Origin of the sequence: Marinigracilibium pacificum (assembly GCF_012926615.1) — a bacterium.
In the GTDB taxonomy this organism is placed as follows: Bacteria; Bacteroidota; Bacteroidia; order Cytophagales; family Cyclobacteriaceae; genus Mangrovivirga; species Mangrovivirga pacifica.
The window spans coordinates 287,989-306,370 of record NZ_JABBNU010000002.1; the positions used below are offsets into that span (position 1 = coordinate 287,989).

The window sequence follows — 18,382 nt, forward strand, 5'->3', positions numbered from 1 at the left end:
TAATTTGAAGCCCGAAATACCTAAGGTGAAGTCCATAATAATATATCCGGATCGATAATTACTATTAAACAGAAAAGATGACTGTTTCGATAACTGAAATTCCGGTTTCAGGTACTAATCTTCATGCTTCAATATATTATCTATTCACTTTTATGGTATATTAATGTTAATTTGGTGAAAAATCGGAGCGCGATGAGAATACTCGGGATTGAGTTTAAGGAGGTGCATTTCAGATGGGTAGGCATAGCCATAGTTTCTATAATTATGAGTTTTGTTCATCCTTTATCTGATGGGGAGACCTACATTCCGAAACTGATAAAAGCCTTTTTCTTTACATCCATATATTGGAATGGAGCCTTCCTTTTATTTATACTTTTCAGAAAGAAATTTCCTTTGATTAAGCAGACTCCGAAACGTCTGACTTTGACTTTTATCACTTTGATATTATTTCTATTAATATCAGACCCGCTATTATGCTCTGTTTTTCATGAGCGTACACTGGCAGAGTCGCTTCAGCCTGATGTTTTACTTCATAATGTATCAGTTAATTTTATTGCGGCATTGGTTGTAGGATCATTTTATGAAAATGCCTATTTCTTTGACCAGTGGAAAAATACTATCCGGATAAATGAGTCTTTAAAGAACCAACAGATCCGGACGCAGTTTGAAGTGCTTCAAAATCAGATGAGTCCACATTTTTTGTTTAATAGTCTGAACACTTTATCTGTTTTGATAACCGAAGATCAGCAGATAGCGGTAGATTTCACAGACAGCTTATCGGAAGTTTACCGGTATATCCTTCAGAATAAAGAAAAAGATGTAGTTACTCTGGAGCAGGAATTAGACTTTGTGAAGTCTTATGTTTTCCTGTTGCAAAAGCGATATCCTGAGAATTTAAAAGTAAATATCAATGTGGAAGAAAGTACTTTAAAAATGCATATTCCACCTTTGACTCTTCAGATTCTGGTTGAAAATTCGATAAAACACAATATCGTTTCAAGGTCAAATCCATTGACTGTTGATGTATTTACAGAAAATGGTAAAATGGTAATAGTAAAAAATAATTTGCAACCAAAAAGGTCACTTGAGCGATCAACCAAAACCGGGCTAGACAATATCGTGAAGAGATATAACTTCCTTAGCAAGCAAAATATCGATATCATCACTACTGATGAAAACTTCTTGGTTGCTGTGCCATTACTCTCAATTAAAACTGAAAAAGATCATAACCTGGCCTGATAATTTATGAAAGTACTGATCATAGAAGATGAAGCTCCGGCTTTCAGAAGACTCCAGAAAATCCTTGATGAAATTGACAGAGATATTGAGATCATCGATGTAGTTGATAGTGTTGAAGATAGCGTAAAGTGGTTGGGGAATCATGAATCACCCGACTTGATTTTTATGGATATTCAATTATCAGATGGTGTTAGTTTTGATATTTTTGATCAGATCGATATTCGTAATCCCGTAATATTTACAACAGCCTTTGATGAATATATGCTGCATGCTTTTAAAGTAAACAGCATAGATTACTTATTGAAACCAATCAAAAAAGAGGAACTGGAAAAAAGTCTCGTGAAATATGATCAGATGAAGCAAATATTTAGTGGTAATAATGGGAAAGAGCCATCACTAAACGAACTGATCAAAAGTATTAAGTTGGATGATCATAAATATAAAACCCGATTTTTGATCAAAAAGGGCGAAAAGCTTATTTCGATACCAACCGATGATATTGCATTATTTTATACGCGTAATGGAGTTGTTCATTTGCTTTCAAATTCAGGCAATGATTACCTGATGGATCATAATCTGGAGGAGATATGTGATCAGCTGGATCCTGAGAAATATTTCAGAGCAAACCGGCAGTATGTAATCAGTTTTGTTGCTATTCGTGAGGTGCATAAATGGACAAAAGGTAAGCTATTGATCGAGCCAATTATTGAACTTGATGAACAGATTATTGTGAGCGCTGAAAAGGCGGGAAAATTTAAGGAATGGTTAGGGGAGGGGTGAGAATGTGGGAGATCAGTGGTGACAGCTCAATCGATATATCATGAAATATTATTATATACATTTAAAGTAATGTAATTATTACGAAAATGATAAATAGACTCTAACCTGAATTACCAAGAAGATAAATGAGTTTTAATAATATAAACATTAAGGTTTTAGTTATATTATTCATTTCCCTAACGAGATATCAAATTCGTCTGGATTACCTTCAATTTTTATATTCACAAATTTCACATTTTTGTTTTCATCACGATATTGGATCTCATCTTTCTGATTAGAAGTATCTTTGTCTTTACTTCCAAATAGTTTATTCATTCCAGCTTTAGTGATTATTTCAAATGGAATACGCAAGTTGTACGACATGTTTAAGTCCATGTCTTGTCTTCCTGATATTTCAAAATACCCTATGGTTGAATTAATATTCATTGAAGGAATTGTTAGCGTTCCATTTTTCAGGTCTAATTTATTTTGAAGTGTATCAAAGCGAACATTGCTCAAGTTTTTGTCACTAAAATAACTCGACAATGCATCAAAAGCAGGGTAATGATTAAGACTTCCATTGACAACTCTAAAATCAATATGTAGTTCGGAATCATCAATTATAGGTATCATATCTGCATGCATATGAACTTTCCCTTTAATTGTGCCACTTACTTTTCCATGTAGGTTTTCTGATACTAGATGGTCTTGTCCAAAGTTTTCAAACTTGAATAAGATTTTATCCAAATCAACATTTGAAATAGTCATGTTTGGACTAAAGTATATTGTTTTTGGATTTGAACCATTGAAATATCCGGCTAATGAAATTTCACCTCCTGCAGCTTTAAGTGACATTGTGTCAATAAATATGTAATGGTTTTGTTTCATTCGACCTACCACTTTAAAATCATCAAGTAAATATCGGTGGTAATTCAGGTGACCAATGTCAAAAGAGAAGTCCATATTAGAAAAAGGAACTTCAAATATATTAAATCCTGCCTCATGATCTTCCGGTGTCATTTTTTTATCAGAAGGAGTAGGGTTGTATGCGAATAGCTGATCAAAATCTAGATGTTCAGCTTTCAGTGATAGTTGGTGTTGATGCCCAACAGTGTCTTGTGAAAGGTCATATTTAAAATCAACTGAGAAAGTAGAGTTTCCTATTTTTCCACCTGCATTTCTCGCTAGAATAGCTGTGCTATCTATTAGGAACTCTCCTTTGAACTTCTCAAATCGCATGGAGTGAACTTTCATATTTGTTTCAAGTACATCAATAGTAATCTTTGATGAAATAAGTTTTTTATTAAATTCAAGATCCGCGACTCCTTTGATATGTAAATCAGAAAATTCTTCATGACGATAGTCTTCAGGAACATGGTTTTCACCTCCATATGCAAATAAATCATCTAGTTGTAAAACCTCAGAATTTAAATGAAAGTCGATCGAAGTATGGCCGATAGGACCATGATCAAACCATAAGTCATAGTTTTCCAGTTTACCATTGAAATGAAAGTCGCTCTCGTCGATCATACCAGTAAAATCTATTACCCTAAAGTTGTTTTCATCAACCATGATATCTGCATTGAAGTCATGTAGCTCATGAGGGTAATTTTTTAGGTTGGCATGAAACTTTTCAATAAAGAACTCGCCTATTGGTAAGTTTGGAGATTCTGTGAATGCCTTAGCGGAACTTTTGAATTTAAACCGTGTTCTCAGGTCTGTTATAACTTCGTTGATTCCTGAACTGTCAATGTTAAAATTAGTGAGTTCTGCAAGGTCAATTCGAGAGGAATTTATATCTAAAATTGCTTCTACAGGTAAATCAGTGTGATGTAAAATTGCTGGTAGATCTGATATTTTAGCTGTTATCGAAATATCTGAGCTACCTATTTTTCCCTCAAATTTTTTAATTTCTGCAGCATGGCCATCCATTGTTAGGTCGACATTTACATTGGTAAAGGGTAAAGGATATTTACTGCTGTTAAAACTCAGGTCTTCAACCTTTAAAATTGTATAGTAGGATTCATTAAGTTTTTCAATGCTCTTTTCAGGATGCTCAAGATCAATGATGTCATGGAAATTCATCGTCAGTGAAATGTCACCACTAACATCTTCCAGGTTTTTCAGATTAAGAAATTTCGTAAGGAAATCCAGATTGAATTCAGATTTAAGTTTTAGATCGATATCCGGAGAATTAAAATTCACAATATTTAATTCACCACTAAAATTCCCGGCTTCTGGTTTAGCAGTAAAGTCAAGAATACTTAATGCCATAGTACTCGCGTCTTTCTTATCTCCATTAGTAAAATGACCTTCAAAATATAGCTCCTGAAGTGATTTATTTACTGTTGTATTTTCTACAAAAGCTTCCTCACAACCAAAGTCGACATTAATAGCAGGGTTATGTCCATTTATAGACTTACCTTTGATTTTTGCATCAAAATAGATTCTTCCACCATTATCATATTTTTCTAACACTGGAGCGATTTCGGGTGGAGCAAAGGCCAGGAAAAGGTCAAAGTTGGGTTTGTTACCTTGAAATTGAAGATCTAGATTCATATCATCTTCAAAATTGATACTTCCTTCCATCTTGAATTCAGCTTTTTCAACTTCTAATTTTGAAGGTGTAATCTCTAACAGGCCTGTTTTTGCATTAAAATCTAATTGAGTATTAAGTTTTATATGCTTGTCATGTAAAAAGGTGGTATCACCATCAGCAATTAAGTTGAATAAAAACTTGCTGTCTAATGCAATATAAGTGTGTTCACTAGAGGTCTTAAAACTGGAGTGAGCCTCATCGATCATGGCTTCGACTAATATATTATTTTCTTCGTTTAGTTTTAAAAGCTCTACATTATTTAAATGTACAGCAGTTAATTCGAGGTGCAGGTGATTTTCAGTTTGAGTAGTATCCTCATTGATTGATGTTAATGCATTGGCAATATTATAAGACCCATCAGTATGCTGAACCAACTCAATAAATCCATTGTTTAGTTTAATTGCCTTTATATCGTAATTGCCTCCTAACATTGCCCATACATCGAAGCCAATGTACATATCTTTTAAATGAAGGAGAACAGGGCTTTCTTTTTCCTTTCCTTCATAAACTTTAACATTTTCGAGATCAATTGAAATATATGGGAAATTGGCAAATGGAGAAATATGGCTGCCTTCGATTTCGAGTTTTCCTTTAAAATCTTCATTTAGATAATCTACCAATTCATGCACAATCCTTTGTTGGTTAGCATATACAATACCAATAACCGTTGAAGGAAAGATTAATACAATTAATAGGATAACAGCACCCCAGAACTTCCAGGATTTCTTATTAAAAAATGAGGCCATGAATTCAAAAAAGTTAAACTTTAAGCAACTTAGTTAAAACCTAATGATGAGGCAAATGTTTGATGTGCTGGCGTAATTTATTAACCTACTTTACAATATTTATAGGATGTCCTCCTCGTTAATTTTTGTGGAATTTACTTTCATCCTTTTTAATTCAGCAAGTGTAGCCCAAAGTCCGATTGAAAAAACAAGGATGAAAATACCGGCAATTGGAATAATTAAAGCTTCCTTAATACCTCGGGCAACGAGAGATGGCTGGATGTCTCCGGCTTGTTCAATGGCTTCAAAGGCTAATCTGATTTCGTAGACATACCCGGCTAAACTTAAAATAAAGGAAATTAATCCTAATACCCATATTAATCTGATACTTACATCAGTAATATCCTTTTGGTTCCAGATTGATTTACCTTTAATAATAGTAAGTGCAAGTATTGATCCTGTAACAATAAAAAATGGAGTCGTGTAATCTCCTAATTCGGCAAAAAAGTTCATAGGTAATTATGGTATAAAGTAAACTCTAACTGTAAAAATATAAAATGCAGAGGTTCATTTTAAAAAAATGAATTATTAATTATCCGATTGCAAATTTCATAATGAAATTCATTTTTGTTCTAGTCTTCCATATAATAATTTTAATATAAACTAGTTTCTAATTTAGGTTTACTCATCTATATTTAGATTTTTAAATTGGAATTATCACTATAATCTATTAAACCAAAAACAATGATTTTAAATCTTAAAACAGGGCTTTGTCTTGTGCTCTTTTTTGTCTTGTATAATATGTCCGGTCAGGATCAAAGTTTTTCAAAGCATAGTATCAAGATTGGTTCAGGAATTGGTTATTCAGAAGGGATGCAGACTAACGGGCTAGGCCTAATATATTCATTGGGATATCAAAAGGAAATGTTAAATGGCAGATTAAGATTAAATCCTAATTTCAGTTTTGGTCATTATAGTACCAGGATTAGCCTGGATTCAAAAGATCAATTCTTTAATTCTATAAATATTGATACAAAGATTTTCTATGATATAATCCGAATTAGATCCTTTTCTGTTGTGGCTGGACTTGGAGCCTTAGTTAATAATTCTCGAGGCATTATTGGTAACAGAGGTGAGATTCCTAATGAATATTCAGAATATATTAGTGATTTTCATGTTGGTGGATTTTTTGGGGCAGGGTTTAGAGTTAATCCAGCAGGCGACAGAGTAGCTTATAATTTGTATCCTTTATACATAAATAGAGGTACTAATGGGTTTTTCGAAACTCATTTAAAATTTGAACTCGACATTAAGTTTTAATGAAATTTTAACGGGGATATAGAAATTAAAAAGGTATACATTTTAAAATGTATACCTTTTCATTTGTTATCAATAAAATTTCTACTCTACCATCACTCGATCAAACTTTGAAAAGTAAACCTCGCTAGTGTCTAACTTGCTGTTAATCAAGGTTATCTTGACGTTATTCAGGCATTCTTCAATTGCTTGAATGGTTCCGATGTTAACAATCTCCATTCCTTTATTGAGGTCCGTGGCCTGAACATACTGAACAATTTTGTTCACTGTTTCAATTCTTGGTCTGTCAGCTAAAGAATACATACACGATCTTTTTGATTCTACATTTTTATCTTTTCTGATCGGTATTGGTAACCTGAAATCTTAGGTTCATTCGTCGAAAAGATTACAACCTAATGAGAATCAATTAGATAAAAATCACCTTTTTTTCTTCTCAGAAGGGTTACCTCCTTTATGGTGCTTTTTCCTTCTGAAATTCCTCTGATTTTTTTCTTTATTATGATGTTCGTGCCTCTTACTAAAATTTCGTTTCGAAGAATTAGCTGGTTGCTTTTTAGGTTTTTCAACACTTTCTTCTTCGGGACGTTCAAATGGGTGTCCTTCGACTTCAGGAATTGATTGTTTTATTAGTTTTTGAATATCCTTCAGGTAAGGAATTTCATCACGATCACAAAACGATAATGCGATACCTGCTTTATTAGCTCTACCTGTTCGTCCAATTCTATGCACATATGTTTCTGGTACATTCGGTAAGTCATAATTGATTACCAGTTCAAGTCCGTCAACATCAATTCCCCTGGCAGCAATGTCTGTGGCCACAAGTACCCAGGATTCCCCCTTCTTAAATTTATTCAAAGCATTTTGTCGTGCTGCCTGGGATTTGTTTCCGTGAATAGCATCAGATTCAATGCCATTTTGATTAAGCTTTTTAACTATTTTGTTCGCACCATGCTTGGTCCGTGAGAAAATTAAAGTAGACTCTTTAGGTCGTTCATTTAGTATGTGGAGCAATAGATTGTTTTTATTGCGTGTACTAACATGATATACTTTCTGAGCAACTTTATCAGCAGTTGGCTTTTCTGGTCTGATGGTTACTTGTTCGGGTTCACCAAGGATCTGTTGTGAAAGTTCAACTATAGCCGGAGCCATGGTGGCTGAAAAGAATAGCGATTGTCTCTTTTGCGGAAGTTTGCGAATAACCTTCTTTATATCATGGATAAATCCCATGTCAAGCATCTGATCAGCTTCATCAAGTACAAAATATTCAATATGATCAAGAGAAATATATCCCTGGCCCATTAAATCAAGAAGTCTGCCTGGGGTGGCTACCAGAATGTCAACTCCATTGTGAAGAGCCTTTGTTTGAGAACCTTGCTTTACACCTCCAAATATAACTGTGTGTTGGAGATGAGTAAATTCTCCATAAGCTTCAATACTATCACCTATTTGTAAAGCCAGTTCTCTAGTTGGCGTAACCACTAAAGCCCTGATTTTTCTTTTACCTTTTATTGATGAAAGTTTATTTTCAAGATGCTGAAGTATCGGAATTGTAAAAGCAGCAGTTTTACCTGTGCCAGTTTGTGCACATCCTAGTAAGTCTTTTCCTTGTAATAATATCGGAATGGCTTGTTCCTGGATGGGAGTAGGCTTAGTATATCCTTGTTTGTTTAAAGCATGTAGAATAGACTGATTAAGCCCTAAATCATTAAATGTCATAAATATCTATTTAGGCTGCAAAGTTAGCCTAATTTATTGGTATAATTAGAAAAGGCATTTAATCTAATTGTAGAGTAACAGGTTAGATGTTACATTTGGACATCATATTTTGATGGATATGGTTTAGGGATTCTGTCTGGACCTTCAGCTAACATCTGCCTCAAGTCTATTTCTATTCCTCTGGCTATTGTCGATATTGGCACATCATTTGGAGATCCTTCAAAAGGATTTTCAGAAACCCGGCCTATGCGTTCCATCGTATGAAATACCCAGGATATAATAACGATGAAAGGGATAGATGCCCAAACGAAATAATCGCCTATTGTAGGGAAATTGGCTATTATTTTTTGACCTATGGCTGTGAATTCGGGGATAACTCCAAACGGAAGAAGAATAATAAATATCCACAAAAACAAGCTGTTTAGGGTAGCGTATTGGCGTGGGTAAGGGAAGTTTTTTATCCGCTCCGATTTACCTTGTAGATCAAAAAGATCTTTAATTATATTTTCCATTTCCAGAAAGGTAAACTTCCAGAGGTGCTTACTTTTCTTAAGTTGGTCCAAATGCCGGGATTGCAATGAAAGTATAGCCGTTGCCTTATTTGCCCTTTCAAGTACATATTTTTGTTCTTCTTCGCTAATTAAACTTGAAAGTTCTTCTTCCAGTGAAATATCACGCTCGGGAATCACTATGTTTGCATGCCACTCACGATTGGTCATATCATCAAGTAAACTTTCCCAGGGTTTTAATTGTCTCATCGCATGCCGTAAAGCTGCCATCCAGGCAATGTGCCGATAAATGAACGTCTTTTTTTCATTATAAAGTTCTTCTTCAGATTTAGGTATATCAGCTTCATCATTATTTATATTGTCCATTACCATGACTGCCCAAAAGCGCGAAACATTAACAATTCCTCCCCAGATCTTTCTAGCTTCCCAAAGGCGATCGTACGCAACGTTGTTTTGAAAGCTTATAATAAATGCTACTGCAGTACCAATTAATGCTATAGGAAGCCAAGGAAGATGAAGCCAGGTAAAACCAAATACTTTATATAAAACGGTAGGTAAAAGTGCGATGAATATTAGAACAATAGTCTCTACTCTTGTCCATAATATCATATTTTTTATTGAGTACCTCTTACGGGTGTACATAGTGGTCTGGTATATGTTTTCTATAATTTAATGATAAAAAGCTTACCAGACCATTAGTATAAGCATATCAACCTTCTCTAAAGTTTTTAATTTTATAACTGAAGCTTAGTAAAAAATACTGTTGTAAGGCATTAGTTAATGTTTCCTGATAATACCCTGGCTGATTATCTCTTGAAATTCCGACATTGTTCTTTAGAATGTCGAAAACTGATAATGATATTTCACCTGCATCATCTTTCAGGAATTTTTTGGCAATACTTGCATTCCAGATAGCATATGCCTGATTTAGTTCCTCGCTATAGTAACCGGAGTAGTTGATGAAACTCAAATCTGACCTGAACACAAAGCCTTTACCAAATATCAGGTTGACTTTACCAGTAACTGTTTGTGATAAATAATCATCGTCGCTAGCTGATTGAAGACTATAACCTACGGAGTTTATATCAGCTCGGTAGGAAAGTGTGAAATCCACGTATTCACTAATGTTACTTGCCAAAGTAAAGCCTCCATTGACATTTAAAGATTTAACATCATTATCAAGTCCGTTAGTAATGCCGGGGGTATGAGAATAGGTTAGGCCTGCATTAAGATTTAAATTAGAGCTTATTGATTTCAAAGGCAAACCATATGAACTGAATACCCTGGCATTCCAGTATCCATTTAAATTTACAGGAAGTGAAATTTGAGAACCTCTATTTATAGTTACTTCCTCATTGATAACTGAATCTTGTCTGGCGATATAGGTAGCATTTGAAATATAATCTGCAGTATTTCTAATCATACCCATCACAAAAAAGTTTGTTGATTTTTCAGGATTAACAATCGAAAACCTTGTTGCAGCCATATGAGTAACACTTTGGTCAAGATTTGGATTTCCAGTAGATAAAAATAATGGGTCACTTATATCAATAACATCTTGCAATTGAGAAACTGAAGGAGCATCAGTCATCGCTCGATAAAATACACGTAAATTTTTAGTGTCTGATATCTTGTACCGCATCATTAATCCCGGTAAGATATTTTTGAAAGAGCGATCTACATTTGCTTCTACCGGAAAATGTTGAGTACTGGTTAATTGAACATGTTGGTAGGATATTCCTGCCCTCATCATCAATTTTTTACCCCGGACCATTATTCCTGCAGTAGGTCTATGTATTTGATATTTACTTTCAAATACTGATGAAAGTAAAGTGTCAAATTCATTTATTTGCTCTGCCTCAAAATCATAGTCGAAAGTAGACTTGTCTGAATTGCTCCAGGTGTTCGAATATTCATATCCGAATTGAAGAAGCGCTTTACTGGCAATAGGCTCTGTATAATCTATTCGAGTTCCGATTGTTTTGCCTCGTGTTTGATTGTCATAAAATAGATTGAGTGAATCAGCTTTATTGTTTAAGAAGTAAGTATTTACTGACTGTTGGTAATTATTCCCATTCTGGTCATTGAATTGACTATTTATATTTAAAGAAATTGTTCTCCCTCGTTTTTCAAAGCGGTGTCTGAAAAGTAGGTTTCCTGCTAATGAATAACCTGATTGATCATTTGAATTATTCGTCAATGAATTATTAATCTGTTCATTTTCGGAAAGGAATGTGTTTCCCAGTGTGTTTAAAGTAGATTTATTGTCCTGATAGTTTAATCTGGGAGTAAAGATGATTGAATTTTTATCATCAATACTATATTCTATCCGCATTGTAACCCTATGGTTATTGTTTATGCTCTCAGAGATATAGTCTTCATCGAAAAACTGGCTGGAATCAGGTGTGATGAATGTTTCCCTATTTAAAAATTGAGTTGTCAGGTTATTTTTTCTGTTATAGAAATAACTGCCATTGACTTTTAGCTTATCATTAATTTCATCGTCAAAATTTATCCCGAATGACTGGGTTTTAGAGATGCCATCATTTTGGTCAGTTACAAAATTATCTGCGGCACTACCTCCCATTGGTCTTCCACTTATACCGCCGCCAGGAGGGCCTCTTCTTCTTCCTGCTGATCCGCTGGAAACTCCCAAAAGATCTTCAGAGGAAAAATTCTGGTTATTAGTATTGTTAGTCATTCCTAGCATGGATATTCTCTGATCTTCATTGAAGAAATTTATACTTCCTCCTGATGAATATCGCTCATCTGTTCCAATTCCCCCATAAATTCTACCAAATTGCCCATTTCGTGTTTCAGGTTTAGTTACAATATTGATTGTTTTGGTTGTATTGCCATCATCAAATCCGGAAAACCTTGATTGCTCACTTTGTTGGTCAAAAACTTCAATTTTCTGAATTACCTCAGCTGGAATTGAATTCAATGCTAATTGTGGATCATTGCTAAAAAACTCCTTTCCATCAACTAATATCTTTTTTACATCTTCACCCTGTGCTTGTACTTTTCCGTTTGTAGTGATAATCCCAGGCATTTTTGAAAGCAGATCTTGTGCTGTTGCATCTGGGTTTGTTTTATAAGCTGCAGCATTCATCGATGTAGTATCCCCGTGCTGCTCAACCGGGATGACTTTCTCGGTTACAACCACTTCATTAAGTTTAGTGACATCTACTTCGAATATTAAGTCACCAAGGTCGGTTACTAGGTTATTGACCCGAATAATTTTTTCGTAATTTTTGAACCCGACACTCCTTATTTTGATTTTGTAAAAACCTGTTGTTTTTGGCTTTAGATTCAGAATTCCATCTTCATTTGAAATTGCAAAATATGTGTCTGTAGAATCTTTAACTGATGAAAGTTTTGCCGTTGCACCAATTATTTTTTCATTTGAGTCTTGCGATATAAGCACAGCAGTGACATTGTACTGCTGTGCATTGGATATATAAACGAATGAGAAGAAGATTCCTAAAATGAGTTTAATTTTCATGATTTTCCTTTTGTCGATTGCCTCTTGGTGAGTTTTTGCGTCGGTTTTCAAGAAATTCCTGATATTGAGCATATTGTTCCTGAGTGAATAAATCTTTTATCGCTTCATCTTTTTCATCCCTGATTGCCATCATTTTTTCACGATTTCTTTCCTGGATTGTAGATTTTATAGAGGACTCAAACTCTTGATATATTTGATCAAGTATTAAAATTTGATCAGGATTAAGATCTGAAACTGTATTTTTTACCTCAACAAGTTCTTCCTGTATTCTCTTACTAACATCAGGTCTTTGAGCATTTATAGCTGTCAGTGACGACAGCATTAATACGAATAAGGTGCTATAAACTATTTTTCTCATAACTATTAATTTTACCTGATACAAGATGTTACTTTCAATTCATGGTAAAAAATAAATTCAACCAACAGAATGAATTCATCAACATAAAATTACTTTGATTTAAAGCGTTCCCATTGAGTTTTATTCATTGATGAAATTGGTTAGTTGGTTGAAAAAAAATGGGTGATATTCTTGGAAAGGGTATATTTGAATGTGAAAGATTTAAAAAAAGTTGGGATAATTTGGATTCATTTGATTATCTGGATCACTCTTGGAATGTTGATATTCAACTGGATCTATAATTTCGGGAATAATACACTTCATGCATTTAAGATTGCCGGATCATCAGTATTTATCTATGCATTTTTATTTTATGCTAACCTGTATTTTTTACTTCCAAAGTTCATGAAGAAGAATAAATACCTGGCATATATAATTGGTGTTATCGTTTTATTTGCAATTGCCTTTTTAATGAGTGAAGCTTTTCAGGAGTTATTATTCACAGAAAGGCACTTTCCAGATATTCCAAAGGAAAATTTTCCTCAAAGAGGGGGTCGGAGACCTGGTTTTAGACCTGATGGACAAATGAATAATTTCAGACCATTTTTAAATCCACGGTTGGTAGTTAAGCTTCTTGTTTATCTGGCTGTATTGTTTGTAAGTACAATTATTTGGATTGTTCAACAAGCCAGAGAAAGAGAGAAGATTATTCAGAAACAAAAGAATGAGCAGTTGTCAAATGAGTTGAAACTGTTGAAATCACAGATTAATCCGCACTTTTTATTCAATGCTCTAAATAATATTTATTCGATGTCGGTAACTAATGAACAGACCACACCAGAGATGATTTTGAAGCTATCTGAAATGTTAAGATATGTTTTATATGAAACTGTTGAGGATAGGGTTCGGATAAATAAGGAGGTTGAGTATATTCAAAATTATGTTGATTTTCAGCGATTAAAAGATGATGAATTTCAAAATATTGGGTTTTATTCAAATATTAAGAATAATGAATTATTAATAGAGCCAATGTTATTTATACCTTTTATCGAAAATGCTTTTAAACATGGTAATATTCATCAGGATAATGGAGTTGTGGATATAAGGCTTATATCTACTGATAATGAAATTCAATTTTCTATTATAAACAGTAAGCCTTCAACTCAATTAAATAAAGATAAAGCGAGTGGAATTGGAATTAGAAATGTAAAAGAAAGGCTTAATCTTTTATATCCAAATAGCCATAAACTGGAAATTAATGATTCTGATACTTCCTTTTCTGTTAATTTGGACATTAAAATATGAGTGTAAATACCATTATAATTGATGATGAACAACATGCCAGGAAATTATTAGAAGATTATGTATCTAAAGTTCCTGGTTTAAATTCCTTGGGTTCTTTCAAAAATCCATTAGATGCCCTTGATTTTATTAAGGAGAATAAAGTTGATATCATATTACTGGATATACAAATGCCTCAACTCTCCGGACTTGATTTAGTAAAGGTTATTAAAAGTATTAATTGCAAAATCATATTTACAACAGCTTATTCTGAGTATGCACTTGAAGGATATAATCTTGATGTAACTGATTACTTATTAAAGCCGATAAGATTCGAACGCTTTCTTCAAGCTATAAATAAGGCAGTCGATCAAATAAAACCCGCTAAAGTAGCGAATACTTTAGCTGAGGTTTATTTAAATATAAAAGCAGACCATAAAATGTATCGGATTAAAGCTGAGGAAATTATCTATATCGAAGGAATGAAAGAGTATGTCAGATATCATTTCTCCGATAAAAAACTAATGGCGCTTGAATCTTTGAAAAACATTGAAAGCATATTACCTCAAAATAAGTTTATCCGTGTTCATAAGTCATTTATTGTTAATAGCGATAGAGTTACTACTCTTGATGGTAACAGATTAGTTGTTGAAGGTGAGTACATTCCGATAGGAAAATCTTACAAAGAAATTGTAGTATCTAAGCTATTTAAATAAATGTTAACAGAAATTGTTAACAAATAATAATGTCTAATCTTTAATAGAGGAATTCTATCCGTTTGTTGAATATTTTTTTTGATGGCCTGTTGAAAGCTCAACATTGTGTCATCAAAAATTATTTAGCGATGCGATTTTACATAATAATCTTATTTTTTATTGTCTTAACATCTTGTAATGATTCATTAAGTCTTGGAGAAAATTTATTCTCTGGTTCTGCTCTTGTCGCAGAGACCTGGGATACAGTAAGCGTAGAAATTGGAACGGTAAAATTTGATGAAGTGCTAACTAATGGCGATTCATCTTTTTATGCTGGAATTAAAGATGAAGAATTTACTGGTAAGCATACCTATTCTTTTTATACTCAATTAAGCCTCGGGACGACAGAAATTCCGGATGCTAGCAATAAATTGAAGTTTGATTCGGCACTAATTTTCTTGTTTTCAGATGGGTATTACCATGGAGAGTTAAGTGGTTCAACCTATTTGAATTTTTATGAGGTAATTGAAGAAATTTCTCCTCGTGAAGATTATTCCAGCCTGTATAATATCGATACTTTTTCTACTAACCCAGTGCAAATTGGACGAGTGAAACTAAGTTATCCAACTGAGTTTGATTCTACCTACTCTTTAAGGTTGATTGATGAATTTGGTCATAGCTTTTTTAATAAGCTTGTTGAAGAACAACTTTATGAAAGTGAAAACCTTTATGGCTTAAAAGGTGAACTAGACACTGATGTGCAATTTGTCTTAGGGTTTAACTCAAATATTGAACTTAGATTATATTATTCTTATGAAGATGATGAGCCTGAGGCTGATGAAAAATATATAAGTTTTGTCAATTCAGGTGTTTCTAAATTTAATTCCATAAAAAGTGAATATTCTGATTTAGTAATTTCCAATTTGAAATCCGAAGGGGATATTTTGTCCTCATCTCAATTGGGAGATCGAGCAATACTACATAATGGTAGTGGCCTTTATTCAATAATTGATTTTCCAAATATCGAGATGTTGAATGATGATGATTCTACACTATTTATTGAAAGTGCCTACCTAACAATAGCTCCATGCTGGCAAGATCTGGAAGATATAGATGAAGTACTTCCTGAGTTAAGAATGTTACCTGTTAATGAGAAAAATGAGCTTTTGTCACAGACAGAAGTCATTATACCGTTGACAGGTGATGATGAGTATATAGGCGAGAAGGTCTATAAGATTGATGTGACTGACCATGTGAATTATTTGATGAAAAACCCAACTGAGCATTATTCCTTTTTGCTTAAATATTATCCAACAGCAAGAAGGGGATATCCTGAATATTTAGTGATTGGAGATAATAAGAACAATAATTACAAATCTTTTTTAACAATAAATATAATAAGGTTGAGATATGAATAAATTTTATTTTTTACTGCTAGCAATGATATTATTTGCTTGTGATGATGTAATTGATGATTCCACTAGTGAAGAAGGTAACTGGATACGAAAAAGTTCATTTGAAGGGGTTGGGAGATCAAATCCGGTAGTATTTACTGTGGAAGACAAGGCATTTGTTGGTTTGGGTTTTGATGGAGATAATTTTCTGATTGATTTTTGGGTGTACGACCCCGATTTGAATTTCTGGAAACGAATAGCAGACTTTCCGGGTCAGGCACGTACTAGTGCTGTAGCTTTTTCTATTGGTAATAAGGGTTATGTGGGAACTGGATATAATGAAGAAGGCGAATTATCTGATTTTTATGTTTATGATGTAGATGCAGATTCATGGTCAAGAATAGCAGATTTTGGTGGTGGGCCAAGATATGAATCTGTTGCCTATTCCCTTGGTGATAATGGGTATGTGGGGGCTGGATACAATGGTAATTATCTTAAGGATTTCTGGAAATATAATCCAACTAATGATTCTTGGGATCAAATCATCAGTATCAAAGGTGAAAAAAGGATGGCTGCCAATTCTTTTGTCATTGATGGAAATGCCTATATTGTTACCGGATCAAATAATGGGATTCTTGAATCTGATTTTTGGCAATACAACCCCGAGTCTGTCGACTGGTTTGAGCTAGCAGACCTATACGAAGATGAAGACTATAGTAAAGTAAGAGAAAATGGTGTTGCTTTTGCTCTGAATGGTTATGGATATCTAACTACCGGTAATAATGGAGCTAATCTAAAATCTACTTATGAATACAATCCCATTGATGATACCTGGAAAGAGAAAACTTCATTTGAGGGTGTTGAAAGGCAGGGAGCTATAGGTTTTACTGTTAAAGGAAGATCTTTCGTAGGACTCGGTAGAAACAGTAGTCTTCGATTTGATGATATCTGGGAGTTTATTCCTTTCGAAGAGTATAATGATGAAGATTAATCGATCTCTATTTGTTTGTTTTATTTGTTGGCTATGTGCTTTTGTGGCACATGGTCAGCAATATCGATCCTCTGTTTATTCTGGATTTGGGATTGGAGAAATAAAGTATCCATCTACGAGTTATTTTAAAAGTATGGGTGGTACATCAATAGGCGTTACAAGTAAATATCATGTAAATCTTGATAATCCTGCAGCTAATACCTACCTCGGTGGAGAAAGTTTTCAGAACCAATTTGATATAGGTTTTTATATAAATAACCGAGAGCTTAAATCTGAAGAAATTAGTGGTTCACTGACAGATGGTGGTTTGGCTTATGTGAATTTTTGGACTCGATTTAATTCAAAATGGACTGGAATGGTTGGGATAACTCCAATTAGTTTAATGGGCTATGATGTTATGGAAAAAGATGTTCAGTTAGGGAATGGAGATCGATATGATTTGAATTATGTTGGTTCTGGTGGGTTTTCTAAAGCTTATCTTGCTATGAGCTATGAAGTATTTAAAGGTCTTACTTTAGGTGGTAGATTGGGATATATTTTTGGTAGTCTATCACAGGAGGAAAAATATATGAATGAGGCAGGTTACGCTCTATTTACGCTTGATAGTCGTACAACTGTTAATCGGCTTAACTTTGATATTTCAATGAATTACCAATATCAGTTTGAAAAGTCTGCATTAAACTTTGGTGCGATTTACGAAACGAAGGTTGAGTTGAAAGGGACAAATATTACTGAATTAAGCGATGAGATCGATGAGTATACTTTTGATAGGGGGGAATCATATACTAGCTTGACAATCCCAGAACAAATTGGAATTGGACTTTCATATCAGAATGAATTATTAATTGTTGGTTTGGATGTCATGAAGATGGGGTGGGAGAATGTATCTTCCAGTTATCCTGAAATTAGTTTAAGAGATTCTTATCGGTATTCAATCGGGATTAGCTACTTACCAACCTTAAATCCAGATACTTTTTTTCATAAGATCAGGTATTCGGCAGGAGGATATATAAATCAAAGTCATTTGATAATTGAGGGTGTTTCGTTTGTTGATTATGGAGTAAGCGCAGGAATAAGTATACCTGTCAATAATGCAATATTTGATTTTTATTATAACAGAGCAATTAATGGCACAACTACAAAGGGGTTAGTGCAGGAGTCTGTACATGAATTAGGTCTATCTATTTCATTTAAAGGTAGGTGGATGAAGACAAGATATTACTGATTAATTGGTAAATAATTGATTAGTTCTAAGCTAAAGGTAGAAGCTGGCGACTTATAATAAAAAAAAAGCATGAGATAAAATACCTCATGC

At 33.8% G+C, this 18,382-nt stretch carries 15 protein-coding genes; 8 read left to right on the top strand and 7 right to left on the bottom strand.

Annotation, left to right across the window (positions count from 1 at the left end; genetic code table 11):
- Positions 1–192: 192 nt before the first annotated feature.
- Entirely contained in the window at positions 193–1,239 is a 1,047-nt protein-coding gene (locus tag HH304_RS03800; RefSeq protein ID WP_169678132.1) for a sensor histidine kinase, read from the top strand.
- Between the two features lie 6 nt (positions 1,240–1,245).
- Positions 1,246–2,019, top strand: coding sequence for a LytR/AlgR family response regulator transcription factor (locus HH304_RS03805; RefSeq protein WP_169678133.1), 774 nt, complete (start codon positions 1,246–1,248; stop codon positions 2,017–2,019).
- Between the two features lie 168 nt (positions 2,020–2,187).
- Here HH304_RS03805 and HH304_RS03810 read toward each other — a convergent pair whose 3' ends face one another.
- The gene (locus tag HH304_RS03810; RefSeq protein ID WP_169678134.1) at positions 2,188–5,343 is read right to left on the bottom strand and encodes an AsmA family protein; all 3,156 of its coding nucleotides are present in this window, start codon (positions 5,341–5,343) and stop codon (positions 2,188–2,190) included.
- A 99-nt stretch (positions 5,344–5,442) separates the two neighbouring features.
- A complete protein-coding gene (locus HH304_RS03815) occupies positions 5,443–5,835 on the bottom strand; it encodes a MotA/TolQ/ExbB proton channel family protein (protein ID WP_169678135.1) in 393 nt (130 codons plus the stop codon).
- 231 nt (positions 5,836–6,066) lie between these two features.
- On the opposite strand from HH304_RS03815, the gene HH304_RS03820 reads away from it, so the two are divergent.
- A complete protein-coding gene (locus HH304_RS03820) occupies positions 6,067–6,642 on the top strand; it encodes a hypothetical protein (protein WP_169678136.1) in 576 nt (191 codons plus the stop codon).
- An 81-nt stretch (positions 6,643–6,723) separates the two neighbouring features.
- On the opposite strand, the gene HH304_RS03825 is transcribed toward HH304_RS03820, so the two are convergent.
- From HH304_RS03825 to HH304_RS03845, 5 genes are all read right to left on the bottom strand, one after another.
- Complete coding sequence (locus tag HH304_RS03825; protein ID WP_169678137.1) at positions 6,724–6,942, bottom strand: hypothetical protein; 219 nt, start codon at positions 6,940–6,942, stop codon at positions 6,724–6,726.
- A 114-nt stretch (positions 6,943–7,056) separates the two neighbouring features.
- A complete protein-coding gene (locus HH304_RS03830; RefSeq protein ID WP_169678138.1) occupies positions 7,057–8,355 on the bottom strand; it encodes a DEAD/DEAH box helicase in 1,299 nt (432 codons plus the stop codon).
- An 89-nt stretch (positions 8,356–8,444) separates the two neighbouring features.
- On the bottom strand, positions 8,445–9,506 hold the full coding sequence (locus HH304_RS03835; RefSeq protein WP_169678139.1) for a bestrophin family protein: 1,062 nt from the start codon (positions 9,504–9,506) through the stop codon (positions 8,445–8,447).
- A 67-nt stretch (positions 9,507–9,573) separates the two neighbouring features.
- Positions 9,574–12,369, bottom strand: a complete 2,796-nt coding sequence (locus tag HH304_RS03840) for an outer membrane beta-barrel protein (protein ID WP_169678140.1) — start codon at positions 12,367–12,369, stop codon at positions 9,574–9,576.
- Positions 12,359–12,727, bottom strand: a complete 369-nt coding sequence (locus HH304_RS03845) for a hypothetical protein (RefSeq protein ID WP_169678141.1) — start codon at positions 12,725–12,727, stop codon at positions 12,359–12,361. The genes HH304_RS03840 and HH304_RS03845 overlap by 11 nt, the downstream gene beginning before the upstream one ends.
- A 192-nt stretch (positions 12,728–12,919) precedes the next feature.
- Between HH304_RS03845 and HH304_RS03850 the strand changes: the two genes are divergently transcribed.
- From HH304_RS03850 to HH304_RS03870, 5 genes are all read left to right on the top strand, one after another.
- On the top strand, positions 12,920–14,011 hold the full coding sequence (locus HH304_RS03850; RefSeq protein WP_169678142.1) for a sensor histidine kinase: 1,092 nt from the start codon (positions 12,920–12,922) through the stop codon (positions 14,009–14,011).
- The gene (locus HH304_RS03855) at positions 14,008–14,703 is read left to right on the top strand and encodes a LytR/AlgR family response regulator transcription factor (RefSeq protein WP_169678143.1); all 696 of its coding nucleotides are present in this window, start codon (positions 14,008–14,010) and stop codon (positions 14,701–14,703) included. The genes HH304_RS03850 and HH304_RS03855 overlap by 4 nt, the downstream gene beginning before the upstream one ends.
- A 128-nt stretch (positions 14,704–14,831) precedes the next feature.
- Entirely contained in the window at positions 14,832–16,100 is a 1,269-nt protein-coding gene (locus HH304_RS03860; protein ID WP_169678144.1) for a DUF4270 family protein, read from the top strand.
- A complete protein-coding gene (locus HH304_RS03865) occupies positions 16,093–17,067 on the top strand; it encodes a Kelch repeat-containing protein (RefSeq protein WP_169678145.1) in 975 nt (324 codons plus the stop codon). The genes HH304_RS03860 and HH304_RS03865 overlap by 8 nt, the downstream gene beginning before the upstream one ends.
- Positions 17,054–18,292, top strand: coding sequence for a hypothetical protein (locus HH304_RS03870; protein WP_169678146.1), 1,239 nt, complete (start codon positions 17,054–17,056; stop codon positions 18,290–18,292). The genes HH304_RS03865 and HH304_RS03870 overlap by 14 nt, the downstream gene beginning before the upstream one ends.
- Positions 18,293–18,382: the final 90 nt, after the last annotated feature.

What these genes read in the sequence shown, in the direction of transcription:
- HH304_RS03800 (WP_169678132.1), top strand. Translation starts at nt 193, where the DNA reads ATGAGAATACTCGGGATTGAGTTTAAGGAGGTGCATTTCAGATGGGTA.
- HH304_RS03805 (WP_169678133.1), top strand. Translation starts at nt 1,246, where the DNA reads ATGAAAGTACTGATCATAGAAGATGAAGCTCCGGCTTTCAGAAGACTC.
- HH304_RS03810 (WP_169678134.1), bottom strand. Translation starts at nt 5,343, where the DNA reads ATGGCCTCATTTTTTAATAAGAAATCCTGGAAGTTCTGGGGTGCTGTT.
- HH304_RS03815 (WP_169678135.1), bottom strand. Translation starts at nt 5,835, where the DNA reads ATGAACTTTTTTGCCGAATTAGGAGATTACACGACTCCATTTTTTATT.
- HH304_RS03820 (WP_169678136.1), top strand. Translation starts at nt 6,067, where the DNA reads ATGATTTTAAATCTTAAAACAGGGCTTTGTCTTGTGCTCTTTTTTGTC.
- HH304_RS03825 (WP_169678137.1), bottom strand. Translation starts at nt 6,942, where the DNA reads ATGTATTCTTTAGCTGACAGACCAAGAATTGAAACAGTGAACAAAATT.
- HH304_RS03830 (WP_169678138.1), bottom strand. Translation starts at nt 8,355, where the DNA reads ATGACATTTAATGATTTAGGGCTTAATCAGTCTATTCTACATGCTTTA.
- HH304_RS03835 (WP_169678139.1), bottom strand. Translation starts at nt 9,506, where the DNA reads ATGTACACCCGTAAGAGGTACTCAATAAAAAATATGATATTATGGACA.
- HH304_RS03840 (WP_169678140.1), bottom strand. Translation starts at nt 12,369, where the DNA reads ATGAAAATTAAACTCATTTTAGGAATCTTCTTCTCATTCGTTTATATA.
- HH304_RS03845 (WP_169678141.1), bottom strand. Translation starts at nt 12,727, where the DNA reads ATGAGAAAAATAGTTTATAGCACCTTATTCGTATTAATGCTGTCGTCA.
- HH304_RS03855 (WP_169678143.1), top strand. Translation starts at nt 14,008, where the DNA reads ATGAGTGTAAATACCATTATAATTGATGATGAACAACATGCCAGGAAA.
- HH304_RS03860 (WP_169678144.1), top strand. Translation starts at nt 14,832, where the DNA reads ATGCGATTTTACATAATAATCTTATTTTTTATTGTCTTAACATCTTGT.
- HH304_RS03865 (WP_169678145.1), top strand. Translation starts at nt 16,093, where the DNA reads ATGAATAAATTTTATTTTTTACTGCTAGCAATGATATTATTTGCTTGT.
- HH304_RS03870 (WP_169678146.1), top strand. Translation starts at nt 17,054, where the DNA reads ATGATGAAGATTAATCGATCTCTATTTGTTTGTTTTATTTGTTGGCTA.